This window comes from Stenotrophomonas maltophilia, assembly GCF_006974125.1.
In the GTDB taxonomy this organism is placed as follows: domain Bacteria; phylum Pseudomonadota; class Gammaproteobacteria; order Xanthomonadales; family Xanthomonadaceae; genus Stenotrophomonas; species Stenotrophomonas maltophilia_O.
Genome location: NZ_CP037858.1, coordinates 4,102,627 through 4,126,964, shown reverse-complemented (window position 1 = coordinate 4,126,964; position 24,338 = coordinate 4,102,627). Strand labels below are relative to the sequence as shown.

General features: G+C 68.1%; 22 protein-coding genes. 7 read left to right on the top strand and 15 right to left on the bottom strand.

The features are described 5' to 3' along the window. Positions 1-4: 4 nt before the first annotated feature. On the bottom strand, positions 5-394 hold the full coding sequence (locus tag EZ304_RS19055; RefSeq protein WP_046984111.1) for a DUF6165 family protein: 390 nt from the start codon (positions 392-394) through the stop codon (positions 5-7). A gap of 178 nt (positions 395-572) precedes the next feature. Between EZ304_RS19055 and EZ304_RS19050 the strand changes: the two genes are divergently transcribed. Beyond that, positions 573-1,271: a TorF family putative porin gene (locus EZ304_RS19050; protein WP_134528448.1), complete on the top strand. Its 699-nt coding sequence runs from the start codon at positions 573-575 to the stop codon at positions 1,269-1,271. Here EZ304_RS19050 and EZ304_RS19045 read toward each other — a convergent pair. Beyond that, positions 1,268-2,416, bottom strand: coding sequence for an MFS transporter (locus EZ304_RS19045; RefSeq protein ID WP_278252695.1), 1,149 nt, complete (start codon positions 2,414-2,416; stop codon positions 1,268-1,270). The two genes, EZ304_RS19050 and EZ304_RS19045, sit on opposite strands and share 4 nt — an antisense overlap. A 143-nt stretch (positions 2,417-2,559) precedes the next feature. Here EZ304_RS19045 and EZ304_RS19040 point away from each other — a divergent pair, with 143 nt between their 5' ends. Then, entirely contained in the window at positions 2,560-3,447 is an 888-nt protein-coding gene (locus tag EZ304_RS19040; RefSeq protein ID WP_142807869.1) for a LysR family transcriptional regulator, read from the top strand. Here EZ304_RS19040 and EZ304_RS19035 read toward each other — a convergent pair. After that, the gene (locus EZ304_RS19035; RefSeq protein ID WP_005411992.1) at positions 3,416-3,883 is read right to left on the bottom strand and encodes a DUF1456 family protein; all 468 of its coding nucleotides are present in this window, start codon (positions 3,881-3,883) and stop codon (positions 3,416-3,418) included. The genes EZ304_RS19040 and EZ304_RS19035 overlap by 32 nt on opposite strands. A 115-nt stretch (positions 3,884-3,998) precedes the next feature. Between EZ304_RS19035 and EZ304_RS19030 the strand changes: the two genes are divergently transcribed. After that, positions 3,999-4,751 carry an SDR family NAD(P)-dependent oxidoreductase gene (locus EZ304_RS19030; RefSeq protein ID WP_099551477.1) on the top strand — a complete coding sequence of 251 codons (753 nt, stop codon included), beginning with the start codon at positions 3,999-4,001 and terminating at the stop codon, positions 4,749-4,751. Positions 4,752-4,863: 112 nt separating this feature from the next. Here the strand turns inward: EZ304_RS19030 and EZ304_RS19025 are convergent, their stop codons facing one another. The 3 genes from EZ304_RS19025 to radC form a co-directional block, all read right to left on the bottom strand. Next, positions 4,864-5,760: an SPOR domain-containing protein gene (locus EZ304_RS19025; protein ID WP_142807868.1), complete on the bottom strand. Its 897-nt coding sequence runs from the start codon at positions 5,758-5,760 to the stop codon at positions 4,864-4,866. A gap of 21 nt (positions 5,761-5,781) precedes the next feature. After that, positions 5,782-7,470, bottom strand: coding sequence for an arginine--tRNA ligase (argS, locus tag EZ304_RS19020; protein WP_142807867.1), 1,689 nt, complete (start codon positions 7,468-7,470; stop codon positions 5,782-5,784). Positions 7,471-7,583: 113 nt separating this feature from the next. Then, entirely contained in the window at positions 7,584-8,288 is a 705-nt protein-coding gene (radC, locus tag EZ304_RS19015) for a RadC family protein (RefSeq protein ID WP_142807866.1), read from the bottom strand. A 151-nt stretch (positions 8,289-8,439) separates the two neighbouring features. Here radC and EZ304_RS19010 point away from each other — a divergent pair, with 151 nt between their 5' ends. Continuing rightward, positions 8,440-9,495 (top strand): hypothetical protein, encoded by a 1,056-nt coding sequence (locus EZ304_RS19010; RefSeq protein ID WP_142807865.1) that lies wholly within the window; start codon positions 8,440-8,442, stop codon positions 9,493-9,495. Positions 9,496-9,506: 11 nt separating this feature from the next. On the opposite strand, the gene EZ304_RS19005 is transcribed toward EZ304_RS19010, so the two are convergent. After that, positions 9,507-10,133, bottom strand: coding sequence for a response regulator transcription factor (locus tag EZ304_RS19005; protein ID WP_099551473.1), 627 nt, complete (start codon positions 10,131-10,133; stop codon positions 9,507-9,509). A 228-nt stretch (positions 10,134-10,361) separates the two neighbouring features. Here EZ304_RS19005 and coaBC point away from each other — a divergent pair, with 228 nt between their 5' ends. The 3 genes from coaBC to EZ304_RS21190 are packed head-to-tail and all read left to right on the top strand — an operon-like array spanning position 10,362 to position 14,449. Continuing rightward, on the top strand, positions 10,362-11,624 hold the full coding sequence (gene coaBC / locus EZ304_RS19000; protein WP_142807864.1) for a bifunctional phosphopantothenoylcysteine decarboxylase/phosphopantothenate--cysteine ligase CoaBC: 1,263 nt from the start codon (positions 10,362-10,364) through the stop codon (positions 11,622-11,624). Next, complete coding sequence (gene dut / locus EZ304_RS18995; RefSeq protein WP_005411999.1) at positions 11,621-12,094, top strand: dUTP diphosphatase; 474 nt, start codon at positions 11,621-11,623, stop codon at positions 12,092-12,094. Before coaBC ends, dut begins: the two co-directional genes overlap by 4 nt. A 12-nt stretch (positions 12,095-12,106) precedes the next feature. Further along, complete coding sequence (locus tag EZ304_RS21190; protein ID WP_099551471.1) at positions 12,107-14,449, top strand: phosphomannomutase/phosphoglucomutase; 2,343 nt, start codon at positions 12,107-12,109, stop codon at positions 14,447-14,449. Positions 14,450-14,743: 294 nt separating this feature from the next. Here the strand turns inward: EZ304_RS21190 and EZ304_RS18985 are convergent, their stop codons facing one another. The 8 genes from EZ304_RS18985 to pyrE all read right to left on the bottom strand — a co-directional run bounded on the left by EZ304_RS18985 (position 14,744) and on the right by pyrE (position 24,197). Further along, the gene (locus tag EZ304_RS18985) at positions 14,744-15,457 is read right to left on the bottom strand and encodes a response regulator transcription factor (protein ID WP_004153862.1); all 714 of its coding nucleotides are present in this window, start codon (positions 15,455-15,457) and stop codon (positions 14,744-14,746) included. Continuing rightward, positions 15,438-18,098, bottom strand: coding sequence for a sensor histidine kinase (locus EZ304_RS18980; protein WP_142807863.1), 2,661 nt, complete (start codon positions 18,096-18,098; stop codon positions 15,438-15,440). The genes EZ304_RS18985 and EZ304_RS18980 overlap by 20 nt, the downstream gene beginning before the upstream one ends. Before the next feature lie 51 nt (positions 18,099-18,149). Beyond that, positions 18,150-18,800: a potassium-transporting ATPase subunit KdpC gene (gene kdpC, locus EZ304_RS18975; RefSeq protein WP_142807862.1), complete on the bottom strand. Its 651-nt coding sequence runs from the start codon at positions 18,798-18,800 to the stop codon at positions 18,150-18,152. Then, entirely contained in the window at positions 18,797-20,854 is a 2,058-nt protein-coding gene (gene kdpB / locus EZ304_RS18970) for a potassium-transporting ATPase subunit KdpB (RefSeq protein WP_099551468.1), read from the bottom strand. The genes kdpC and kdpB overlap by 4 nt, the downstream gene beginning before the upstream one ends. 10 nt (positions 20,855-20,864) lie before the next feature. Next, the gene (gene kdpA, locus EZ304_RS18965) at positions 20,865-22,574 is read right to left on the bottom strand and encodes a potassium-transporting ATPase subunit KdpA (RefSeq protein ID WP_142807861.1); all 1,710 of its coding nucleotides are present in this window, start codon (positions 22,572-22,574) and stop codon (positions 20,865-20,867) included. A gap of 12 nt (positions 22,575-22,586) precedes the next feature. Then, positions 22,587-22,679: a potassium-transporting ATPase subunit F gene (locus EZ304_RS18960; protein WP_005407770.1), complete on the bottom strand. Its 93-nt coding sequence runs from the start codon at positions 22,677-22,679 to the stop codon at positions 22,587-22,589. Positions 22,680-22,853: 174 nt separating this feature from the next. Then, a complete protein-coding gene (locus EZ304_RS18955) occupies positions 22,854-23,519 on the bottom strand; it encodes a hypothetical protein (RefSeq protein ID WP_099551466.1) in 666 nt (221 codons plus the stop codon). An 18-nt stretch (positions 23,520-23,537) separates the two neighbouring features. Further along, entirely contained in the window at positions 23,538-24,197 is a 660-nt protein-coding gene (gene pyrE / locus EZ304_RS18950; RefSeq protein WP_005407772.1) for an orotate phosphoribosyltransferase, read from the bottom strand. Between the last annotated feature and the right edge of the window lie 141 nt (positions 24,198-24,338).

The following is a 24,338-nucleotide window of genomic DNA, read 5'->3' as shown; positions in this document are numbered from 1 at the left end:
GGTCTTACTCGCCCTGGTACTGCTTCTCTTCCACCAGTGCCGAACCGGCCACGCGGTTGATCTCGTTCTTCACCTGCACGCGCTCGCCATTGGTGCCGTAGACGCCGCGCGCCAGCTGGATGAATGCATCGTCGAACACCTGGGCCGCTTCCTTGTCGCGCAGCTGGTCCTGGATGTCCCACATGCGCTCGTTGATCGCCTTCAGCTGCTGCTTCAGCGCGGCCAGTGCCGGCTGTGCCTGCAGCTGCTGCTGCAGCAACGGCAGCAGGCCATCCAGCTCGGTGCGCACGTTGGCCAGCTTGGCGGCATCGTCGATGCGCTCGGCCTTGATCTCGAGAATGGTGATCTTGTCGATCAGCTCGCCGATCGATACCGGAGTCAGGATGGCGTCCACGCAGTTGGTCCCTTTGAACAAGGCGCCATGATACCCCGCCGGTGGTTCCCGGCCCCGGTCTGCCGGATTTACGCCGAATTTGCGCTGCGGGCCGGGCAGCACCCTCGATCCGTTACGGCTACGCCCCCGACACTGCCGTCCCGGCGGTCAGACCGCCTTCGACGAGGAAAACAGTGCAGTGAACAGCAAGGGGACTATGGCGACGGTAGTGGCCGCGCTGGCAGGGCTGCTCGGCATTGGCAGTGCGCAGGCACAGGCGCAGGTGAGCGGCAGCATGGCGTTGACCAGTGATTACGTGTGGCGTGGCAGCTCGCAGAGCGATGGCGACCCGGCCGTACAGGCGGGCGCGAAGGTCACGGTGGCATCGGGCTGGTACGCCAGCGTGTGGGGGTCCAACGTTTCGTTCAGGCCAGACAACGGCGCGCGCAGCGAATTCGATCTGGTCGCAGGCTGGTCGGGCGCGCTGGCCACGGACTGGACGCTGGACGCCAACCTGACGCGCTACCTGTATCCGGGCACGGGCCGCGCGCTGGACTGGACCGAACTCAACACCACGTTGACCTGGAAGCAGCGCGCCTGGCTGCAGGTCGCGCACTCCAACGATGCGCTGGCCGGTGGCCATCGTGGTACCTATGCCCAGCTCGGTGTGCGTGTGCCGCTGCACGAGCGCTTCCGTCTGGAAGCGGCGGTGGGCCAGTACTGGTTGGCCACCGCGCAGGGGCCGGATTACCTGCATGGCCAGCTCAGTGCCATTGCCACGCTGACGCCGGCGTGGGAGCTGCGTGCCACCGTGCATGACACGGACAACGCAGCCAAGCGCCTGTTCCCCGGCAACGCCGGTGGGCGATGGGAGCTGGCGCTGCAGGGCAGCTTCTAACCGGCCATCGAAGCCTGGCGTGCACGCAGCGCGCCGGGCAACCACAGCAGCAGCGCCAGCACGGCCACGGCAGCACCGGCCACGCAGACGCCGGTCCAGCCGAAGCGCTGGTAGACCTGTGCCGAGAGCAGCGAACCCAGCGAACCGCCGATGAAGTAGCCGGTCATATAGCCGGCATTGAGGCGATTGCGTGCCGCCGGTTGCAGCGCATAGATCAGGTTCTGGTTGCTGACGTGCAGCAGCTGCGCGGCCAGGTCCAGCACCACCACGCCCACCAGCAGTGCCAGCAGCGAGTGCGCGGACAACCCCAGCGGCAGCCACGACAGCAGCAACAGCAGCAGTGCGATGGCGGTGGCGCGACCGGTCTGGCCACGGTCGGACATGCGCCCGGCCAGGCCTGCGGCCAGTGTGCCGGCCGCGCCCACCAGGCCGAACAGGCCGATGGTGGCGTCGCTGTAGGCGTAGGGCGGCTGTGCCAGCAGGAAGGCGAGCGGTGTCCAGAAGATCGCGAACATGGCGAAGCTGCAGGCGCCCAGCAGGGTGCGCTGGCGCAGCACCGGTTCCTGCACGAACAGCACGCCGATCGAGCGCAGCAGTGCGAAGTAACCGAGGCCGGCGCTGTGGTGGAAACGCGGCAGGCCGCGCTGCAGCGCCAATGCGGTCAGTACCAGGGTGCCGGCAGCGATCGCATATACCAGGCGCCAGTCGCCCAGGCTGGAAAGCAGGCCAGCGACGGTGCGCGCCAGCAGGATCCCCAGCAGCAGGCCACTCATCAGCGTGCCGACCACGCGCCCGCGATGCTCGGGGGCAGCCAAGGTGGCCGCGAAGGGCACCAGCACCTGTGCCACCACCGAGAACAGGCCGGTGATCGCAGTGCCGACCAGCAACCAGGTCAGCGACGGCGCACAGGCACTGATCACCAGCCCGCCCGCCGACAGCAGGCTCATCACCACGATCAGGCGGCGGCGCTCGAACAGGTCTCCCAGCGGCACCAGCAGGATCAGTCCGGCGGCATAGCTCAGCTGCGCGGCGGTGACCACCATGCCGACCTGGCCGAATGGCACGCCGAAGGCATCGGCGATGGTGTGCAGCAGTGGCTGCGCATAGTAGTTGCTGGCCACCGCCACGCCGGTAGCGATCGACATCAACAGCACCTGCCAGCGGTGCAGAGGGGGAAGGGTGGGGCTCACGTGGCAGTCCAGGATGCGGGTTGCACAGTGTCCGCCTGCTGCAGTGATGATGGAAATGAATCATCATCATCCTTGCCATCTGGAAACGAGATAGTTCGGTGAACCTCAAGCAGCTCGAGTTTGCCGTTGCCCTTGCCGAGGAGGGCAATTTCACCCGTGCCGCAGAACGTTGCCACGTGGTGCAGTCCGCACTCAGCCACCAGATTGCCTACCTGGAGCAGGAACTGGGCACGCCGCTGTTTGAACGCCTGCCGCGGCAGGTGCGGGCGACGGCAGCCGGTGAGGCGCTGCTGGTGCACGCACGCCAGGTGCTGGCCAGCCTGCGCCACCTGCGCGCCGACGTGGCGGCGGTGAGCGGCGAGGTGCGCGGGCTGCTGGCGATCGGGCAGATTTCCTCGCTGACCGGCATTGACGTGGTGGCGATGCTGGCCGCCTTCCAGCAGGTGCATCCCCAGGTGGAATTCCAGTTGCGGGTGGACAAGAGCGAGGACCTGATCGCACAGGTGCAGTCGCGCGAACTGGACGTGGCACTGGTGGGGTTGGCGCCCTCTGCGGCGCTGGACGGGGTCTGCCACAGGATGCTGCAGGAAGAAGACCTGGTGGCGGTACTGGCCCCCTCGCATCGGCTGGCCCGGCGCAAACGGTTGCCTTTGACCACGCTGCAGGATGAAGCGCTGGTCGACTTCCCGCGCGGTACCGGTGCGCGGCGGCAGACCGACGATGCGTTCGCTGCTGCCGGCCTGCCGCACACGGTACGCTTCGAGGTCAATCTGATGGAACTGGTCGAGCGCTTCGTCCGCCATGGGCTGGCGGTCGGCATCGTGCCGGCGTTGATCGCCGAAGGCTTTGAAGGCGTGGTACGGATTCCGCTGCAGCCGACCCCGACCCGCCGCGTGCACCTGGTCTGGCAACGGCTGCCGACGCCCGCGGCACGGGCGTTCGTGGACGCCGTGCTCAGCCGCGCAGGCGCAGGCTCAGGCCCTTGAGGAAGTTGCGCAGCATCTGGTCCAGGCAACGCCGGTAGTTGGTGTGCCCGGGCTGGCGGAACAGCGCGCCGACTTCCGACTTGGAGACGTTGAAACCGGCGCTGGCGAAGATCTCCATCAGATCGACGTCGCGCAGCTGGAACGCCACGCGCAGCTTCTTCAGCACCAGGTTGTTGTCGATGCGGGTTTCCACCGCACGCTGCGGCTGGCTCTCGTCGCGACCGCGCAGGTGCACGATCAGGCCGTCGAGGAAGTGCGCCAGCGCGCTGTCGCTCATCGCTTCGAAACCGGCTTCGTCCTCGCGGCGCAGCCAGGCCTTCACCTGTTCGGGATCCACGGCGAAGGCCGGGTCGGCCATCTGGCACAGGGTCACCACGTGGTGGTCGCCCAGGTCCAGGGAGTAGCGCACGCTGCGCAGGACATCATTGTTGATCATGGCCCAATTGTACCGGTCACCCCGGCAGGCGGGGCCGGATCTGGCCGATCAGGCAACGCAACCCCCGGCCGACGGTGCCAGAATGGGGGTCTGGTTTTCCCCCTGGAGTTGCCTGATGACCCGCACTGTCCTGATTACCGGCGCCACGTCCGGCTTCGGCGCCGCCGCCGTCCACCGCTTCGCCCAGGCGGGCTGGAAGGTGATCGCCACCGGCCGCCGCAGTGAACGCCTGCAGCCGCTGGTCGAGCGCTACGGCAAGGACGTGGTGCATGCCGCCGCCTTCGACATCCGTGATCCGATTGCGATGGAAGCGGCGCTGCTGGCACTGCCGCCGGCCTTCGGCGAGATCGATCTGCTGGTCAACAACGCCGGCCTGGCGCAGGGCACCGCGCCGGCACAGAGCGCCAGGTTGTCGGACTGGACCACGATGATCGACACCAACATCACCGCGCTGGTGACCCTGACCCACCACCTGCTGCCGCAGCTGGTGGAGCGCAAGGGCGCGATCATCAACATTTCGTCGGTGGCCGGCGTCTACCCGTACCCGGGTGGCAACGCCTACGGTGGCACCAAGGCCTTCGTCAGCCAGTTCTCGCTGGGCCTGCGTTCGGACCTGCACGGCACCGGCGTGCGCGTGACCACGATCGAGCCGGGCATGGCCGAAACCGAGTTCACCGTGGTGCGTACCCATGGCGACCAGGCTGCGTCGGACAAGCTCTATACCGGCGCCAACCCGATGACCGCAGAGGACATCGCCGAGCAGATCTTCTGGGTGGCCAGCCTGCCGCCGCACCTGAACATCAATCGCCTGGAACTGATGCCGGTCAGCCAGTCGTTTGCCGGCTTCCAGGTTGCCCGCGAAGGCTGACCTGTACCGTGCGTCCTGTAGAGCCGAGCCCATGCTCGACTGCTGCTCTCGCCTTCACCAACGCAAAAAAAAGCCGGGCAATGCCCGGCTTTTTCCATTCAGACCCGACAGGTCACTGTGCCTTGATCGCCATCGCCTGCAGGCCAGTGCCATCCAGCTTCTGCTTGGCTTCGGACAGTTCGCCGGCGCTGCCATACGGCCCCATGCGCACGCGGTATACGGTCTTGCCGTTGATCTGTGCTGATTCCACGCGAGCCGCAAGTCCCATCATCGCCAGCTTGGCCTTGGTCGCTTCGGCATCGCCGGAGGCACCGAAGGCGCCTGCCTGCAGGATGTAGCGGGCATTGTCGGTGGCCGCCGGTGCGGCAGCGGTGCCCGCCGTTGCCGGTGCCGTTTCCGCGCGCGCCGCCGGAGTGGCGGCGGCGGTGCTGGTCGAGGTCGGGGCCGTGCTGGCCGACGGCGTTGCCGCGGCAGGACGTTCACTCAGCGGTGCCGGCAGCGGACGGCTGGTGGCGGTCACCTGCGCGGTGCTGGCCACGCTGGCGGTGGCCGTCGGTGCCGGCGCAGCGGTTGCGGCCGGAACCGGCTTGCCCTCCAGTGCCGCCTGCGCGCGCTGCGCTTCGGCCTTGGCCCGGCGCTGGTCTTCGGCACGTGCGCTGGCGGCCAATTCGGCATCGGACATCTCGACTTCCTTGCCCGGCAGCAGGGTGTAGAAGTCGTACTGGGTGGCGGCCGGCTTTTCCGGTTCGGCCGGCTTCGGCGTGGCCGGCTGCGCGGCCGGCTGGGTGCCGACATCGCTGTCGGCATCAGCGACCGGGGCCGGCTGCGCGTTCGGGTTCGGCTGTGGACCGGCGCGCAGGAAGCCATCGCCTTCGCCCTTGAACAGGTTCGGCGCCGCCAGGAACACCACGGCCGCAATCGCCACGCCAGCGACCAGCCACACCCATCCGGGTGTGCCCTGGCTGCTGCTGTTGCGTCGTGCCTGGTTTTTGCCGCGTCGTGCTGCCATGTGTACTGCGTCTCCTGATGCTTACATTTTTTCCGGGGCGCTGACGCCCAGGAGTTCGAGGCCGTTGGCCAGCACCTGGCGCGCGGCGCAGGCCAGGGTCAGTTTGGCGTTGCGATCGGCGGCATCTTCCACCAGCACCGGCGTCCCGTGATACCACGTGTGGAACGCGTGCGCCAATTCACGCAGGTACTGCGCCACCAGATGCGGTTCCAGCGCCACGCCGGCCGCCTCCACCACTTCCGGGTACCGCGAGATCTCGTTCATCAGCAGCAGCGAAGCGTCGTCGGCCAGGCGGCCGAGGTTGGCCAGGCCGTTGCCCTGTTCGTACACCAGGCCCTTCTCCTGCGCCTGGCGCAGCAGGCTGCAGACGCGGGCATGCGCGTACTGCACGTAGAACACCGGGTTGTCGTTGCTCTGCTGGCGGGCCAGGTCGATGTCGAAGGTCAGCTGCGAATCGGGCTTGCGCGCGATCAGGAACCAGCGGGTCGCATCGCGGCCGGCTTCCTCGATCAGGTCGCGCAGGGTGAAGTAGCTGCCGGCACGCTTGGACAGCTTCACTTCCTCGCCGCCGCGCATGACGGTGACCATCTGGTGCAGCACGTATTCCGGCCAGCCCTGGGGGATGCCCACTTCCATCGCCTGCAGGCCGGCGCGCACGCGCGCCAGCGAGCCGTGGTGGTCCGCGCCCAGCTCGGTGATCGCGCGCTCGTAGCCACGCTGCCACTTGGACAGGTGGTAGGCCACGTCCGGCACGAAGTAGGTGAAGGTGCCGTCGGACTTGCGCATCACGCGGTCCTTGTCGTCACCGAAGTCGGTGCTGCGCAGCCACAGCGCGCCACCTTCCTCGTAGGTGTGGCCCGAGGCCTGCAGCTTGGCGACCGCTTCAGCAACCTTGCCGTCGGCGTACAGCGAGCTTTCCAGGAAGTAGATGTCGAAGTCGACGCCGAACGCGGCCAGGTCCAGGTTCTGCTCGTTGCGCAGGTAGGCCACGGCGAAGCGACGGATCGCCTGCATGTCGTCCGGGTCCTTGGCGCCGACCACGGTGCCGCCTTCCAGGTCGACGCTGGCGCCGGCCATGTAGGCGCGGGCGACGTCGGCGATGTATTCACCGCGGTAGCCACCTTCCGGCCAGCCGTCCTGGTCCGGCGCGATGCCCTTGATCCGCGCCTGGGTGGACAGCGCCAGGTTCTCGATCTGCACGCCGGCGTCGTTGTAGTAGAACTCGCGCTTGGCGTTCCAGCCGTTCGCATCGAGCACGCGTGCCACGCAGTCGCCGATCGCCGCCGCGCGGCCATGACCGACATGCAGCGGGCCGGTCGGGTTGGCCGACACGTACTCCACGCCCACCGTGCGGCCATTGCCGGACAGGTTGCGGCCGTAGTCGTGCGCTTCCTTGATGACCGAAGCGGCTTCGCGCTGGTACGCGGCCGGAGCCAGGTGGAAGTTGATGAAGCCCGGGCCAGCGATCTCGACCTTGCTGACGTCCTCGCTGCGCGGCAGCGCCTCGACCAGCGCCTGCGCCAGTGCGCGCGGATTGCTGCGCGCGGCCTTGGCCAGCAGCATCGCGGCGTTGGTGGCGAAGTCGCCGTGGTCACGGGTCTTCGGGCGCTCGACCACGAAGTCCGGCGGCAGGGAGTCGGCGGGCAGGGTGCCATTGGCGCGCAAGGCTTCGATGCCTTGGCTGATCAGGGCGCGGAGGAGATTTTTCACGAGGCCTGCTGTGAGAATGAGCGGCGGAATCGCCCATTTTAGCGCAGATACCCGCGCCTACGCTGACCAGAACATGCCAGTGGGGGCGGCCGATGGCCCTTGCGGGGCCGCGCTCAGCCGAACAGGCGGGGCTGGAGTTGGGCCAGCAGGCCTCGTTCAGCAAACGAAACGGGACGGCCCTCGCCGACCACGAAGTGGTCCAGCAGGCGCACGTCCACCATTGCCAGCGCCTGCTGCAGTTCGTCGGTGATGCGGGTATCGGCGCTGGAGGGTTCCGGGTCGCCGGAAGGGTGGTTGTGGCTGAGGATCACCGCCGCCGCGTTGTGCAGCAGGGCGCGGCGCACCACTTCGCGGGGGTAGACCGGGGCGGCGTTGATGGTGCCGTGGAACAGCTCTTCACAGGCGATCAGGCGGTGGCGGTTGTCCAGGAACAGGGCCATGAAGACCTCGCGGGCCTGGCCACGCAGCCGGTGCTGCAGGTAGCGGCCGACCGCCGTCGGGTTGTTGCCTACCGCCTCGCCGTGCTCCAGCTCGGCCGCCAGATAGCGATGGGCCAGTTCCAGCCCGGCAGCAAGCGTGCAGCTGCGTGCCGGGCCGAGCCCGGGCAGGCGGGCCAGTTCAGCGGCGGGGCGGTCGAGCAGCACCCGCAACGGGCCGTGCGCCTGCAGCAGGTCGCGCGCGGTCTGCACGGCATCGCGGCCACCGAACCCGGAGCCGAGAAACAGCGCCAGCAGTTCGGCGTCGGAAAGTGCCGTGGGCCCCCGCGCGATCAACTTCTCGCGGGGGCGTTCCTGTTCGGGCCAGTCATGGATGGGCATGGCCCCAAGCTTGGACGTTTGTCCCCACCACCGAAATCAGGAAACCGGGATGAGAGGGGTCGGTCGATGCCTACCAGGCAGATTTGCAACAAATTTCAATGGATCCACCGACCGCCACTTCTAGACTTCCACGGTGTGCCCAGGAGGCCTGATGAAGCGACTTTCCCTGATCCTCATCCTTTCTGTCTCGATGCTGCCTGGTACGTCGGGGGCTGGGGACGTTGTTGCAACCTACGAGGAACTGCCCTCGTTGGCCAACCGTGGAGTTGCCGTCGTGGCGGCAAGCTTCGATGGCGCTGTACTGGCGGGGACTGGCCATCGTGGATGCTGCTTCTCGCAGGCATTCCGATGGTCCAGCCAGGATGGCGTCCGTTGGCTGTCACCGCGGAACGAAGCAGAAGAAAGTTCGGCTTGGGCAATCAGCAGGGACGGTCAGATCCTCCTTGTGGAGACCCAGATCTCGTCCGCGATGCAGGTTCTCCGCTGGCTGCCTGATGGCGAACTGGTTGCGGTTACCCCGATCGGTCAATCCCACCAAGGCAGGGCGATGAACGCTGATGGGACAGTGGTTGGTGGGGCGGAGTACCTTTACCACTCACCGGATAGCGAGCAGCCGTACCTGTGGAGCGAGGCAGAGGGCTATCGCATTCTTCCGGCGCCTGAAGGAGCCGACGGTACGCGCCCCACCCATTTCGACCCGGATCCGGCTGTTGTCCATGGCATCTTCTTTGTCGACGGGCCTGAACCAGGCGATCCCGCGGTACCCATGCGGATCCGGTGGCGAAACAATGACGTCGACCCCGCCTCGCTTGCACCCTTGCCGGATGACACGCTCCAGATCGGTCAGATCGCTTTGGAGCAGTCGCTTCAGGTCGCAGGGATCGATCGCTCCGAGCCAATGTCGATCGTGTGGATGGATCTGCGGGGCGGAATCCTGCTGGGCAGCGAACCGTTTTCGAATCAGGCACTGATCTGGACGCGCAGCAACGGCGTGTGCCGTCTGCAAGACTGGCTGCGGGCACTTCCTGTGGAGCTCCCCGAAGATACCCGTTGGCAGGGCTCTCTGGTCAGCCCGGACGGGCGCGTGCTGGTTGGCGTCGGGCACCGCAAGGGAGGCGAGGAGCAGGTTCCCTGGCGGGTATCCTCGGAGGTGCCCTTGGCGGACATTGTCCTGCCTGCGCCTGGTTGTGCCGCTTCAGCCAGCTGAGTCCCAATGCCTCAGTCGCGCCGGGTCTGCAGGTAGTCGAACAGTTCCTGGTTGTTCTGCAGGCCCAGCTTGCGCTTGGCCTCGGCCTTCTGCCGGCTGATCGTCTTCGGGCTGCGCCCACATCGTGCGGCCACGGCGTTCACGCTGAGGCCGGCCGCCAGCAGGTCCAGTACTTCCTGCTCGCGTGCCGACAACGGCGCCGGTTCGCGTGGGAACAGCAGGTCGCGGGCCTGCAGATGGTGGCGCAGCTGCTGGGAGACGAACACCTGGCCGACAAGCGCGGCGTTCAGTGCCTGCGGCAGTTCGGAGAAATCGGCGCATTTGTCGACCAGACCGCTGACGCCCTCGCGCAGCAGGCCATCAAGCAGCCCGGGATGGCGGGCGCCGGTCAGCACGACCACTGGAAGCCCGGGGTAGCGGGTGTGCAGCGCATCGATCAGTTCCGGGCCATCCGGGCCGGTGCCGGGCATCGACAGGTCGGTCAGCACGGCATCGCATGGGTGATTGTCGAGCAGCTCCAGCAGCTGGGCGCCGTCACGCGCACTGCCGACGATGTTCATCAGGTGGGTCTGCAGCACGATACGGATGCCATGCAGGACCACGGGATGGTCGTCGGCGATGATGATGCGTGGATGCACGCGGCTCCTCGAAAGTCGAACAGGCCACGGCGGGCGGCAGCCAATGCCTGATTCTGCAAAAGCGCAGACCCGTAGAGGTATAGGAAAGGTCCGAAACTGATACCGGGTGAATCCCAGGTCAACGGAGGCGGACTCCATCTGCTGATAGCTGCCCGCTATGTGCGCCCTGCACCGGGACATTACCGACCATCGGGTAAGCTAGCGCCCTCGTTTGCACAGGAATTCCAGGTGGCTGACTCCCCCAACGCTTCCCCCGCGCAGGCCCGCGCGCTGGAAGGTCAGAAACTGCTGTTGTGCGTCGGAGGCGGGATCGCGGCCTACAAGGCCCTGGAACTGGTGCGGCGCCTGCGCGACGCCGGTGCCCAGGTGCAGGTGGCGATGACCGCCGGAGCACAGCAGTTCGTCACTCCGCTCAGTTTCCAGGCCCTGTCCGGGCAGCCGACCCGCACCACGCTGTGGGACAGCGCCGCCGAACAGGCCATGGGCCACATCGAGCTGGCCCGCTGGGCCGACCGCATCGTGGTCGCCCCGGGTACCGCCGATCTGCTGGCCCGGCTCGCCCAGGGTCATGCCGATGACCTGGTCAGCACCCTGTGCCTGGCCAGCACCGCTCCATTGACGATCTGCCCGGCGATGAACCACCGCATGTGGCTGCATCCGGCCACCCAGGCCAACATCGCCCTGCTGCGCCAGCGCGGCGCGCAGGTGATCGGCCCGGTCGACGGTCCGCTGGCCGAAGGCGAGTCCGGTCCGGGTCGTCTGGCCGAGCCCGGCGACATCGTGGCGGCGTTGGCCGCCAATGGCAGCAGCGCCGCGACCGTTGCCGCGCCGGAAACCCGCGCGCTGCAGGGCCTGCGCCTGCTGATCAGCGCCGGCCCGACCTATGAAGACATCGATCCGGTGCGCTACGTCGGCAACCGCAGCAGCGGCAAGATGGGCTTCGCCCTGGCCGCGGCCGCCGCGACGATGGGCGCCCAGGTGGTGCTGGTCAGCGGCCCCGTACAGCTGCCGACGCCACCCGGCGTGCAGCGTGTGGACGTGCGCTCGGCCGCGCAGATGCGCGATGCCGTGCTGAAGTCGTTGCCGGCCGACATCTATATCGGTGCCGCTGCGGTGTCCGACTACACGCCGCGCCAGGTCGCGCCGCAGAAGCTGAAGAAGACCGCCGAGAGCCAGTCGCTGGTGATCGAGCTGGTGCGCACGCCGGACATCCTCGCCGAAGTTGCCGCGCAGACACAGTCGCTGAAGCTGGTGGTCGGCTTTGCCGCCGAAACCCACGACGTGGAGAAATATGCACGTGGCAAGCTGGTCGACAAGCGCCTGGACCTGGTGATCGCCAACCAGGTCGGCATCAGCGGCGGTGGTTTCGAGAGTGACAACAATGCCGCCACTGCCTTCTGGCAGGACGGTGAACAGGTATTCCCGGCCACCTCCAAGCGCGAGCTGGCCGAACAACTGCTGGCGCTGATCGCGCGGAGACTCCAGGCATGACCCAGGCTTTCACTTCCCAACCGCTGCAGGTCAAGCTGCTTGATCCGCGTTTCGGCGACAGCTGGCCGCTGCCGGCCTATGCCACCGAAGCCAGCGCCGGCATGGACCTGCGCGCCGCGCTGGATACCGCGTTGACCCTGCAGCCGGGCGACACCGCGCTGGTGCCCAGCGGCCTGGCCATCCATATCGCCGATCCGCACCTGTGCGCGGTGATCCTGCCGCGTTCCGGGCTGGGCCACCGCCACGGCATCGTGCTCGGCAACGGCACCGGCCTGATCGATGCCGATTACCAGGGCCCGTTGCTGATCAGCGTCTGGAATCGTGGCCGAGAGGCCTTCACCATCGAGCCGGGCGATCGCATCGCGCAGCTGGTGGTCGTGCCGATTGCCCGCGTCAGCCTGCAGGTGGTGGATACTTTCACCGACAGCGTGCGGGGAACGGGTGGATTCGGCCATACCGGGGTGCGTTGACGGGGGACATTGATGAGCGGCATCGGGGAAGGGCAGCGGGAACGGTCGTTGGGACGCAGTGCGCCACTACTGGGGGTGCTGCTGGTCCTGCTGGCTGGCTGGTTCGGATGGAGCGCGGTGCAGCAATGGCGGCAGGAAGCCAATGGCCAGGCGCTGGAAGAAGCGCGTGACCAGGCCGTGCAGGGGCTGCAGGAGGCGGCTGCCGGCCAGCTGAAGCAGCTGCAGCAGCAGCTGAAGAACGAACGCGTGCAGCAGGCACTGCAGGCCGGTGACGCCGCCGCGGCAGCGCTGGCCGTACGCGAGAGCTGGACCGGGGTGGAGCAGGTTGAAGTGCTGGGCGCCGATCTGGCCACGGCCTATGCCGACCCGGCCACCTTCGGCTATGCACGCCTGGCCCTGCTGGAAGAAGCGCTGGCCGAGGGCAAGCCGGGCCTGCGCGTGGTGCGCGATGCAGGTGGCAATCGTCTTGGCCTGGCGGCTCCGGTGCAGCTGGGCAGCCTGGGCCCGGCAGTGCTCTACGTGCGCCAGCCATTGCTGCGGCTGACCTCGCCGCTGGACCAGGTGAGTGCGCCATCGGCCGGTTTCCTTGGCCTGCGCCAGGGCACGCATGACCTCGTCGCCCAGGGCGATGCCGGCCTGGCAGAAAGTGCCGAAGCATTGGCGCGGCCGGTTCCGGGCACGCCGTTGCGGCTGGTGGCCGCGGTACCCAATGTCGAACCCGGTCCGCTGGGCCTGGGTTCGCTGGCCAGCGCCATCGTCGCGCTGCTGCTGGCCTTTGTCGCCGTGTTGCTGGTGGTCGGTCGCGGCCGCTTGCCGAAGACCCTGCCGCTGCCGCGCCGCGCTGCTGCGGCCGAAGCCGATCACGGTCCTACCCTGAGTGAGAGCCTGCAGATGGCGCCGCCGCCGGTGGCCGTCGCCAGCACCGCGGAAAGTGCGCCGCCGCCGCCGCCGGTCCCGGCCGGGGAACTGGCCGCCGGCATCTTCCGCGCCTACGACATCCGTGGCGTGGTCGGCAGCGAACTGACGCCGAAGACCGCCGCGCTGATCGGCCAGGCCATCGGCACCGTGGCGCTGGAGCAGGGCCTGCGCGAGGTGGTGATCGGCCGGGATGGCCGCCTGTCCGGCCCGGAACTGGCCGCGGGATTGGCCGAGGGCCTGCGTCGCACCGGTTGCACGGTGATCGACATCGGCCTGGCACCGACGCCGGTCGTCTACTACGCCGCCTTCCATCTGCGTACCGGCAGCTGCGTGGCAGTGACCGGCAGCCATAACCCGCCCGAGTACAACGGCTTCAAGGTGGTCATCGGCGGTGAGACGCTTTCCGGCGATGCCATCACCGATCTCTACCAGCGCATCGTCGAGGGTCGCCTGGTGCAGGCGACGGAGCCAGGCGACTACCAGCAGCGCGAGGTGGGTGCCGACTACATCCAGCGCATCGCTGATGACGTGCAGCTGGACCGCCCGTTGAAGGTCGTGGCCGATGCCGGCAACGGCGTCGCCGGTGCGCTGGCGCCACAGCTGCTGGAAGCCATCGGTGCCGAAGTCATCCCGCTGTACTGCGATGTCGACGGCACCTTCCCCAATCATCACCCCGATCCCAGCGAACCGGCCAACCTGGAAGACCTGGTGCAGACGGTCAAGCGCTTCGGCGCCGACCTCGGCGTCGCCTTCGATGGCGACGGGGACCGCCTGGGCGTGGTCACCGGCGAAGGCAGGATCATCTATGCCGACCGCCTGCTGATGCTGTTCGCCGCCGATGTGCTGATGCGCAACCCGGGCGCGATGGTGATCTACGACGTGAAGTGCACCGGCAAGCTGTCCGACCACGTGCTGCGTAATGGTGGCAGCCCGTTGATGTGGAAGACCGGGCATTCGCTGATGAAGGCGAAGATGCGCGAGACCGATGCCGAGCTGGCCGGCGAGATGAGCGGCCACTTCTTCTTCAAGGAGCGCTGGTTCGGTTTCGACGACGGCCTGTATGCGGCGGCGCGCCTGCTGGAGATCCTGGCCCAGCGCGAAGAGACCCCGGACGAGGTGCTGGCCGAGCTGCCGGAGATGGTGGCCACGCCGGAGCTGAAGGTGCCGGTGGCTGAAGGTACGCCGCATGCGCTGGTGGCGATGCTGGTGGCGGCGGCACAGTCGCCGGACAACCCGTACGTGGGTGGGCGGCTGTCGACCATCGACGGCCTGCGCGTGGACTTCCCCGATGGCTGGGGGCTGGTGCGTGCCTCCAACACCACGCCGGTGCTGGTGCTGCGCTTCGAGGGCAATGACGAGGCGGCACTGGAACGCATCCAGGCGCTGTTCCGCAGCCAGTTGCAGCCGGTGCTGGGCGACACCCCGCTGGGGTTCTGAGGTGGGCCGGGCTGCGCCCGGCACCCGCCGAATCAACGTCAACGTCAAAGGCCGGCTATCCGTGGGATGGCGGGGCGGTGTCGGAGTGCGGGGACGCAGCAAGTACGTCCCTGTAAGCTTGGCAGCCGCATCCATGCGGCTGACACCCCGCACTCCGACACCGCCCCACCCCTGACAATGTCCTGGAGCTGTTGGTAGGTGTCGACCTTGGTCGACACAGTAGATCCACGCCATGCGTGGATGCTCTTCCGAATTCGTTTGTCTGGTGGGTGCCGACCGTTGGTCGGCACGCTTTCACCCCTTGAACCGCAACCCCACGCCCGGTTCGGTGAACAGGTAGCGCGAATCCAGCGCTGAATCGCCCAGCTTGTGCCGCAGCTTGCCGACCAGGATGCGCAGGTAGTGGGTGTCGTGCTGGTGGGTCGGCCCCCAGATCTCCTGCAGGATCTGCGGCTGGGTCACCACCCGCCCGGCGTTGCGCAGCAGCAGCGACAGCAACGCGTACTCCTTGCGGGTCAGCGCCACCGGCTCGCCATCGAGTGCCACTTCACGGCGCACCAGATCCACATGCAGATGGCCGTCGTCGAACACCGGCGGTGTGCCATCGCTGGGCACACTGCGCGTGCGCAGCAGCGCACGTACCCGTGCCATCAGTTCCTGCGTGCCGAACGGCTTGGTCACGTAGTCATTGGCGCCGGTGTCCAGCGCCCGCACCTTCTCGGCCTCGCCGGCGCGCACGGTCAGCATGATCACCGGCACCTGGCTCCACTGCCGCAGCTGCTCCAGCACCTCGTGCCCTTCCATGTCCGGCAGGCCGATGTCCAGGATCACCAGGTCCATGTCCTCGCTGGCCGCCAGCTGCAGGCCTTCCTGGCCGGTGGCCGCCTGCCGCACCTGGTAGCCCTGCGCACGCAGGCTGATGTCCAGGAACCGGCGGATCTGGGTTTCATCATCGATCACCAGCACGCGCGCGGCCGGCACGCTGGCATCAATCGGGGTCGGGCTCATCGTGGGAGGCTGGCTTGAGCAGGGGCAGGGTGATGCGGATCAGGGTACCGCGACCGTCGCGTCCGGGCAGTGCCTGCACGCTGCCGCCATGCGCACCGATCATGCCCTGGCAGATGGTAAGTCCCAGGCCGGTGCCGTGGCGGCCGCGGTCGCCGCGCTCGACGCTGTAGAACATGTCGAAGATGCGCGCGCGCTCGTCGTCGGGAATGCCGGGCCCGGCATCGATCACGTCGATGCGCAGCTGACCGTCCAGCTCGCGCGCCTGCACCTGCACGGCGGCGTCGGGCGGCGAGAACTTGGCGGCGTTCTCCATCACGTTGAACACCGCCTGTTCGACCAGTGCCGGGTGCACCCAGATCGGCGCCAGCGTGGAGGGAATATCCAGCTCCAGCCGCACCTTCGGCTGGTAGCGCTGCAGGCGCCGCGCCGCCGAGCCGATCAGTTCGTCCACGCCGATCCAGTCGCGGTTGATCTTCAATCCCTCGTGGCCGAGGCGGGTCATGTCCAACAGGTTCTGGATGTAGCGGTCCAGTCGTTCGCCCTCGACCAGGATGGTGTCCAGCAGGGCACGGCGATCGGCCGTATCCATCGCCGCGCCGTAGCTGGCCAGGCTGTCGGCCGAACCGATCATCGCCGCCAGCGGCGAGCGCAGATCGTGCGACACCGAAGAGAGCAGGGCCGAGCGCAGCCGTTCGGTCTCGTTGCTGACGTGCGCCTGCTCCAGTTCGGCCACCAGCCGCGTACGCAGCGCGGCCTGCGCGATGTCATCGACCATTGCTTCGGCCAGCTGCCGTTGCTCGGGCAGCAGGCGCGCCTGTGCGCCGGGCAGGTACAGGCCGGCCACGCCGATGGCGCGGTCCTCGCCATCCAGCAGCGGCAGGAACCACCATTGCGCACCGGCCAGGGTGTCGGTGAAGCGGCCGCTGGGCTGGCCGTGGCGCAGGGCCCAGTCGGCCGCCGCCAGATCGGTATCGCCCGGCTGGCTGCGGCCACCGGCGGCGGTATCGGCGCCGATCCGCAGCCACGCCGGTACATCCATGGCCTGTTCCAGTGCATGCCGACCCGCCTGCGCCACCTCGCCGTTGCCGGCGGCACTGGCCAGCTGGCGGCCCAGCTGCTGGCGCGCACGCGCATGTCGATTCGCCGCACGCAGCGCGATCACCTGCATGCGCAGGCGCGAGGCCAGGCGTCCGGCCACCAGCGCGGCAGCCAGGAACAGGAACACCGTGATCACGCCCTGGCGCGCACCGATGGCGAAGGTGAAGCGCGGCGCGATGAACAGGAAGTTGTAGGCGAGGAAGCACAGGATCGCCGCCATTACCGCCACGCTGGCGCGCGTGCGCGCAGCCACCAGTACCACCGCCACGATGAACACCATCGACAGGTCGGCCATGCCGACCCAGCGTTCGGCCAGCCATGCCACCCCGCAGGCCAGCGCGGTGGCGATCAGCGCCTGTACCGGTTCGTAGCTGATGCCGCGCATCGGTGGCAGCAGGCCTTCGCGGCGCGAGCGCGCACGCGCCTGTGGGGTGCTGATGATGGTGATCTCGTAATGCGCGCCGCGCTGGATCAGCTGCTGGGTCAACGTACGGTTGAACATCCGCGCGAGCGGACGTTCGCGGGTCCGGCCCAGCACCAGGGTCGACACGCCGTTGTGCGCAGCGTGGTCGAGCAGGGCATCGGCGATGCTCGATCCGTGCAGCAGTTCGGCGTCGCCGCCCAGACGCCGTGCCAGGGCGAAGGCGGCATCGATCTCGCGCCGGGTCGCCTCGTCCTGGCGTCGCCCCTGTACGGTCACCACGGTCCACGGTGCGTCCCGGCGTTCGGCGATGCGTCGTGCCACGCGCACCAGGTATTCACTCTGGCCGCCGCCGTCGATCGCCACCAGCACGCCGCGGCGCAGTGGCAGGTTGCTCTCGCCACGGGCAGCGCGTGCCTCGCGCAGGCTGCTGTCGACGCGGTCGGCGGCCTCCTGCATGGCAAGCTCGCGCAGCGCGGTCAGGTTTGCCGGCGAGAAGAACGCCTGCAGGGCCTGCGCGGCCTGCTCCGGCACATAGACCTTGCCCTGCTGCAGGCGCGCGATCAGTTCGCGCGGCGGCAGATCGACCAGCACGATGTCGTGCAGGCGGTCGAGCACACCGTCCGGCACCGTCTCACTGACGCGCACGCCGGTGATGCGCATCACCACATCGTTGAGGCTTTCCAGATGCTGGATGTTGACCGTGGTCCAGACGTCGATGCCGGCATCCAGCAGTTCCATCACATCCTGCCAGCGTCGCTCATGGCGACTGCCCGGCGCGTTGCGGTGGGCCAGTTCGTCCACCAGCACCAGCGCCGGGTGCCGCGCGAGCACGGCATCCAGATCCATCTCCTGCAGGGCATGGCCGTGGTAGGCCACGTCCTTCAGCGGCAGTTGCGGCAGCCCCTCCAGCAGCGCCTGGGTATCGGCACGGCCATGGGTTTCCACCAGCCCGACCACCAGGTCGACGCCGCGACGCAGCTGTTCCTGCGCGCGGGTCAGCATGGTGTAGGTCTTGCCCACGCCCGGCGCCGCGCCGAGGAACACGGTCAGCTTGCCGCCGGCTTCACGTTGCAGGCCTTCAACCAGGGCATCGGCCTGGCGGGTACGCGCATCAGTCATGGGTGCCGCTGTCATGGCCGCCATTGTGCGCGCAGCCGGTGCAGGCCGGCATCACGGCGCCTTGGCCGCGTGGTCCAGCGCGAAGTTCAGCGTTACCACGTTCACCCGCGGCTGGCCGAACAGGCCCCACTGGCGTCCTTCGGTATGCGCCTGCACCAGTGCCTGCACGCGTTCCACCGGCAGGCCACGGGCACGCGCCACGCGAGCTACCTGCAACTGCACTGCAGACGGCGACAGCTGAGGATCCAGGCCGCCTGCGGACTGGGTGACCAGGTCCGCAGGCACCTGCGCCGGGGCAACGCCTTCGCGTGTGGCCACCGCCGCAGTGCTGGCGGCAACGCGCTCGGCCAGCGCCGGGTTGCTGCGCGCCATGTTGGAACCGGCTGCCGCCATCGGGTCGTAGTTGGCCGCCGACGGCCGTGCCTGGAAGTAGCCATCACCGGTGAACGGCTGCGCCAGCCACGCCGAGCCGCGCACCTGGCCACTGTCATCGCGCAGCAGGCTGCCTTCCGCCTGGCCCGGGAACGCCAGGCCGGCAAAGCCGGTTGCAATGCCGGCGTAGACCGCGCCGGCCAGCAGCAGGGTGGCCAGGCCCAGGCCGATCGCCGGGCGCCAGCTGGCGCCATCCTGCAGGCTGGCCACGCGGGCCTCGGCCTTCGGTTCGCGGGACAGGGAGGTGGAGGTGGAAGCAGAACGGTTCATGCGCCGGATACCAGGACAAGAAGGAGGTCGATCAGCTTGATCGCCGCGAACGGCAGCAACACGCCGCCGAGGCCGTACACCAGCATGTTCCGGCGCAGCAGCGCCGTCGCGGTGGCGGGGCGGAAGCGCACGCCACGCAGGGCGAGCGGGATCAGTGCGGGAATCACCAGGGCGTTGAAGATCAGCGCCGCCAGCACCGCGTTGCGCGGGCTCGACAGCTGCATCACATTCAGTGCGGCCATGGTGGGAACGGCAGCGGCGAACAGCGCCGGCAGGATCGCGAAGTACTTGGAAACGTCGTTGGCCAGCGAGAAGGTGGTCAGCGCACCGCGCGTGATCAGCTGCTGCTTGCCCACTTCCACCACCGCCAGCAGCTTGGCCGGGTCCGAATCGAGGTCGACCATGTTGCCGGCCTCCTTCGCCGCCTGCGTGCCGGAGTTCATTGCCAGGCCGATATCGGCCTGCGCCAGTGCCGGGGCGTCGTTGGTGCCGTCGCCCACCATCGCCACCAGGCGGCCACCGGCCTGCTCCTGGCGGATGCGTGCCAGCTTGTCTTCGGGGCGGGCCTCGGCGATGTAGTCATCGACACCGGCCTCGGCAGCGATCGCGGCGGCGGTCAGCGGGTTGTCACCGGTGATCATCACCGTGCGGATGCCCATCGCCCGCAGCTGCGCGAACTTCTCGCGCATGCCGTGCTTGACCACGTCCGACAGCTCGATCACGCCCAGCACATGGCGGCCCTCGGCCACCACCAGCGGGGTGGCACCATTGCGCGCGACCTGCTCGACACGACCGGCCAGCTCGGCCGGCACGTTGCCGCCCAGCGACTGCACATGCGCGCGGATGGCATCGGCGGCGCCCTTGCGGATCTGCCGCCCATGTTCCAGGTCGACGCCGGACATCCGGGTCTGGGCAGTGAAGGCCAGATAGTCGGCATGGTCCGGTTCGGCGGTGGCGCACCCCTGTTCGCGCGCCAGGCGCACGATCGACTTGCCTTCCGGAGTCGGGTCGGCCAGCGAGGACAGCAGCGCCGCTTCACGCAGCTGGCTGGCATCGATACCGGCCAACGGGTGGAAGTGGCTGGCCTGGCGATCGCCGTAGGTGATGGTGCCGGTCTTGTCCAGCAGCAGCACGTCCACGTCGCCCGCCACTTCCACCGCCTTGCCCGACTTGGCCAGCACGTTGGCGGCCAGCGCACGGTTCATGCCGGCAATGCCGATGGCTGGCAGCAGGCCGCCGATGGTGGTCGGGATCAGGCACACCAGCAGCGCGATCAGCAGCAGCGGGTCAACCTGCACGCCTACCGCTGCGCCGATCGCCGGCAGCGTCGCCACCACCACCAGGAAGGTCAGCGTCATCGCGGCCAGCAGCAGGGTCAGTGCGATCTCGTTCGGGGTCTTCTGCCGGTTGGCGCCTTCCACCAGCGCGATCATCCGGTCCAGGAAGCTGTGGCCCGGCTCGGCGGTCACCCGCACGATGATCTGGTCGGACAGCACCTTGGTGCCGCCGATCACGCCGGAACGATCGGTGCCGGCCTCGCGCAGCACCGGCGCCGATTCACCGGTCACGGCCGCTTCGTTGATGGTGGCCAGGCCCTGCACGATCTCGCCATCGGCCGGCACCAGCTCGCCGGCGCTGACGATCACGTGGTCACCCGGACGCAGCTCCGCGGCCGGTACCTGGGCTTCCGCCGCACCCGGCTGCGGTGCCGCCAGACGGCGCGCCACCAGATCCTGGCGGGCACGGCGCAGCGAAGCGGCCTGGCCGCGGCCACGGGCTTCGGCGACCGCCTCGGCGAAATTGCCGAACAGCACGGTCACCAGCAGGATCGCGGTCACCGCCAGGCCGAAGCCCAGCGGTGCATTGCCGGTCAGGGTGATGATGGCGGCGACGATCGTGCCGGCCATCACCACCGCCATCACCGGGCTGCGCACCAGGTGCATCGGCGACAGCTTGCGCACCGCCTCGACCAGTGCACGGCGCAGGCCTGCGGCATCCAGCAGGGCAGGGCGCGGTGCGAGGGAACTTCGGGTGGAATTTGCGTGGGTACTCATCGGGGTGTCCTCAGTGCAGTCCCAGGCTCAGGTGGTCGGCGATCGGGCCGAGTACCAGCGCCGGCATGAACTGCAGCACGGTCAGGATGATGATCACCGAGACCAGGGTCAGGGCGAAGGTCGGGGTTTCGATCTGCAGGCTGCCGGCAGACTCCGGCGCCTGGCGCTTGGCGGCCAGCTGTGCGGCCACCACCAGCGGGATGATCAGCAGTGGGAAGCGGCCCAGCAGCAGCACCAGCGAGCAGCTCAGGTTCCACCACAGCGTGGCGTCACCCAGCCCTTCGAAACCCGAACCGTTGTTGGCATAGGCCGAGACGTACTCGTAGAACACCTGGCTGATGCCATGGAAGCCAGGATTGGACGTGCCGGCCAGACCGGGCACGGCCAGGGTGATGGCGGTGAACACCAGCAGGGTGATCGGCTGCAGCAGCACCAGCAGGGCCAGCAGGCGCACCTGCGGGGTTTCCAGCTTGCGGCCGAACAGTTCCGGCGTACGTCCCGTCATCAGCCCGGCCAGGAACACCCCCAGCAGCAGGTACACGATGAACTGCTGCAGGCCACAGCCAATGCCGCCCCAGATCGCGCTCACCAGCATGTTGACCATCGCGATGCCACCGCTCAGCGGCGCCAGCGAATCGTGCATGCCGTTCACCGAGCCGTTGGAGACCTGGGTGGTCACCGCCGCCCACAGCGCGGTGCCATCGGCGCCGAAGCGTACTTCCTTGCCTTCCATCAGCAGCGGCGTGGCGGCGCTGGCGCTATGGGCCTCGCTCCACATCATCGCGCCGGTGGAGAGCAGTGACATGCCCAGCATGCAGCTGAACACCAGCGCGCCGAACCGGCGCCGGCCGGTGAATGCACCGATCATGAAGATCACCGCCATCGGCACCAGCAGGATGCCGACGATCTCCAGCGCGTTCGACAGCGGGGTCGGGTTCTCCAGCGGGAAGCTGCTGTTCGGGCCATACCAGCCGCCGCCGTTGGCGCCCAGCTGCTTGGCCGCGACCATCGCTGCGACCGGGCCCAGCGGCAGTTTCTGCTGGACCATGCCGGCGTTGGCATCGATCGGCGTGGCCTGCGGGCCGCCGGCCATCGTCGAGGGCACGCCCTGGCTGGTCAGCACCAGCGTCCACACCAGGCACAGCGGCAACAGAAAGCGCACGCACAGGCGCACCACGTCAACGTAGTAGTTGCCCACCGCCACCTGGCGGTCATCGCCGGCCCCGGTGGCTGCCGCAGCCTGCGGCGCACGCGAGAACAACGCGCGCAGCGTGGCCACCGCCAACGCCAGGCCCATCATTGGCGTCACCACCTGCAGGCCGGTGATGCCGGTCATCTGCGAGAGGTAGGACAGCTGCGCCTGGCCCGAATAGTGCTGCTGGTTGGTGTTGGTCAGGAACGAGATCATCGTGTGCAGCGCGGTGTCCCAGCGCATGTTCGGGATCTGGTCCGGGTTCAACGGCAGCCAGGCCTGGGTCATGAACACCGCCTGGGTCAGTACCGCGACCACCACGTTGCTCAGCACGAAGGCCAGCACATAGCCGCGCCAGGACATCGAGCGCGATGGATCGACGCCGAACACCCTGTACAGCGGCTTCTCGATCCAGTGGAACAGCACGTCGACCTTCATCGGCGTGCCGCGCATCACGCGTGCCAGGTACAGGCCCAGCGGCCACGCCAGCAGCAGGCTGGCGGCAATAATCACAAGCATCTCAGTCATGGCAGGCTCCGCTCAGAACGACTCGGGCCGCAGCACGACATAAAGGAGATAGGCGGCGGCGACCAGCACCAGCACGCCACACAACAACGACAGCCAGGGGGACATTGCAATAGCGTCCTGGTGGAACCCCTCCACCTCAGGCCGCCATCGTCGTCCTGCCCCCCATAAACGCACTACGCGCCGGACCGGGCCGACGCGTAAAAAGTGCATAAATTCATCGCCCGAAGCCGTAACCGGACGCCGGGTAGCGCCGGGCCATGCCCGGCGGAGGCAGCGCCGTCAGCCCGCCGGTGCCGCCGCCGGCACCAACCCCTTCAGCTCGCGATAGCGCTGCAGGGTACTGTCGATCTCGGCCTTCAATGCCTGCTGCTGCTGCACGAGCCCGGCCTGCAGGCGCTGCTGCGCCTGCAGCTGCGCATGCCGCTTGCGGATCGCCTCGGCCTGCTTGTCGACCACCTTGCCGCCGGCCAGTTCGCGGTCTCCCGCCGCCGACAGCAGCGCCACCAGCGACTCACGCAGGCTGGTGACGTTGTACTCGGCGGTCTTCAGGTTGTTGTCCAGCACTTCCTGGCGCTCGGCAAACACCCGGCGCAGGTCGGCCTCGCTGCCGTAGGTGGACAACATGGCCTGCTCGGTGCGCTGGCGGGTCTGCTCGGCCATCAGGTCCAGCTGTTGCTGCTGCGCAGCGGTGCTGGCAGCAGCACGTTCCTCGTCGGTCAACGCGCGCTGGACCTGTGCATTGCGCAGGCCCGTGCTCGCATTGAATTCCTCGCGGGCATGGTTGACCGCGTCGGCCGGCAGCGAATCACTGCAGATCCGCTCCTTGCCCTCGTTCCAGCAGTACAGCTTCTTTTCCGCCTTGCCACTGTCGCGCGACTGCGCCGGTGCGGTGAACGGCACGGCCAGCAGCAGGCCGGCAAAGAGGACAGCAGGAACTCGGGACATGACCTTTCCCCTGGTCGGTCAGCGGATCGAACGGACGCCGTACTGGGCCCGGTAGGCTTCCAGCGGCTGCCGGTAACCCACAAGTTCCGGGTTGCCGGAGGCAAAATCAAGCAGGTCGGCCAGCGACGCCACGGCGATCACCGGGATACCGGCTTCCTCGGCCACCGACTGCGCCGCCGAACGGCGGTCGGTCTCCGAAGCGATCTCCTGGCGGTCCAGCGCCACCACGATGCCGGCCGGAGTGCCACCGGCGGCGCGGATGATGCCCAGCGCTTCGCGGATCGCGGTACCGGCGGTGATCACGTCGTCGACGATCAGCACGCGCTTGCCCTGCATGTCGGCGCCGATCAGCTGGCCGCCTTCGCCGTGGTCCTTGGCTTCCTTGCGGTTGAACGACAGCGGCAGGTCGCGGCCACGCTGGGCCAGCTCACAGGCCATCGCGGTGGCCAGCGGAATGCCCTTGTAGGCCGGGCCGAACACCACGTCGTACTTGATCCCGCTGGCATCGATGGCATCGGCATAGCAGGCGCCGAGCTGGGACAGCAGCGAGCCGGAGTCGAAGCGCCCGGCGTTGAAGAAATAGGGGCTCAGCCGGCCGGACTTGAGGGTGAACTGGCCGAAGCGCAGGGCGTCGGCGGTCAGGGCCAGCTGCAGGAAACGGTGGCGGTGGTCGCTCATCAAAACTCGATTCATATTCATTTGGAGCACAAATCCTAATCCAGCTGGGCGTTTCGCGCTCGTCCGGCCCCGTGTGAAGGCGTTCGCGGGCGCACCCGGCGGACTGCGCAGCCCCGCGGGCAACCGGTATGCTTGCCCGGT

What these genes read in the sequence shown, in the direction of transcription:
- EZ304_RS19045 (WP_278252695.1), bottom strand. Translation starts at nt 2,416, where the DNA reads ATGTCGATCGCTACCGGCGTGGCGGTGGCCAGCAACTACTATGCGCAG.
- EZ304_RS19035 (WP_005411992.1), bottom strand. Translation starts at nt 3,883, where the DNA reads ATGATCAACAATGATGTCCTGCGCAGCGTGCGCTACTCCCTGGACCTG.
- EZ304_RS19030 (WP_099551477.1), top strand. Translation starts at nt 3,999, where the DNA reads ATGACCCGCACTGTCCTGATTACCGGCGCCACGTCCGGCTTCGGCGCC.
- EZ304_RS19025 (WP_142807868.1), bottom strand. Translation starts at nt 5,760, where the DNA reads ATGGCAGCACGACGCGGCAAAAACCAGGCACGACGCAACAGCAGCAGC.
- radC (WP_142807866.1), bottom strand. Translation starts at nt 8,288, where the DNA reads ATGCCCATCCATGACTGGCCCGAACAGGAACGCCCCCGCGAGAAGTTG.
- EZ304_RS19010 (WP_142807865.1), top strand. Translation starts at nt 8,440, where the DNA reads ATGAAGCGACTTTCCCTGATCCTCATCCTTTCTGTCTCGATGCTGCCT.
- dut (WP_005411999.1), top strand. Translation starts at nt 11,621, where the DNA reads ATGACCCAGGCTTTCACTTCCCAACCGCTGCAGGTCAAGCTGCTTGAT.
- EZ304_RS21190 (WP_099551471.1), top strand. Translation starts at nt 12,107, where the DNA reads ATGAGCGGCATCGGGGAAGGGCAGCGGGAACGGTCGTTGGGACGCAGT.
- EZ304_RS18985 (WP_004153862.1), bottom strand. Translation starts at nt 15,457, where the DNA reads ATGAGCCCGACCCCGATTGATGCCAGCGTGCCGGCCGCGCGCGTGCTG.
- EZ304_RS18980 (WP_142807863.1), bottom strand. Translation starts at nt 18,098, where the DNA reads ATGACTGATGCGCGTACCCGCCAGGCCGATGCCCTGGTTGAAGGCCTG.
- kdpC (WP_142807862.1), bottom strand. Translation starts at nt 18,800, where the DNA reads ATGAACCGTTCTGCTTCCACCTCCACCTCCCTGTCCCGCGAACCGAAG.
- kdpB (WP_099551468.1), bottom strand. Translation starts at nt 20,854, where the DNA reads ATGAGTACCCACGCAAATTCCACCCGAAGTTCCCTCGCACCGCGCCCT.
- kdpA (WP_142807861.1), bottom strand. Translation starts at nt 22,574, where the DNA reads ATGACTGAGATGCTTGTGATTATTGCCGCCAGCCTGCTGCTGGCGTGG.
- EZ304_RS18960 (WP_005407770.1), bottom strand. Translation starts at nt 22,679, where the DNA reads ATGTCCCCCTGGCTGTCGTTGTTGTGTGGCGTGCTGGTGCTGGTCGCC.
- EZ304_RS18955 (WP_099551466.1), bottom strand. Translation starts at nt 23,519, where the DNA reads ATGTCCCGAGTTCCTGCTGTCCTCTTTGCCGGCCTGCTGCTGGCCGTG.
- pyrE (WP_005407772.1), bottom strand. Translation starts at nt 24,197, where the DNA reads ATGAGCGACCACCGCCACCGTTTCCTGCAGCTGGCCCTGACCGCCGAC.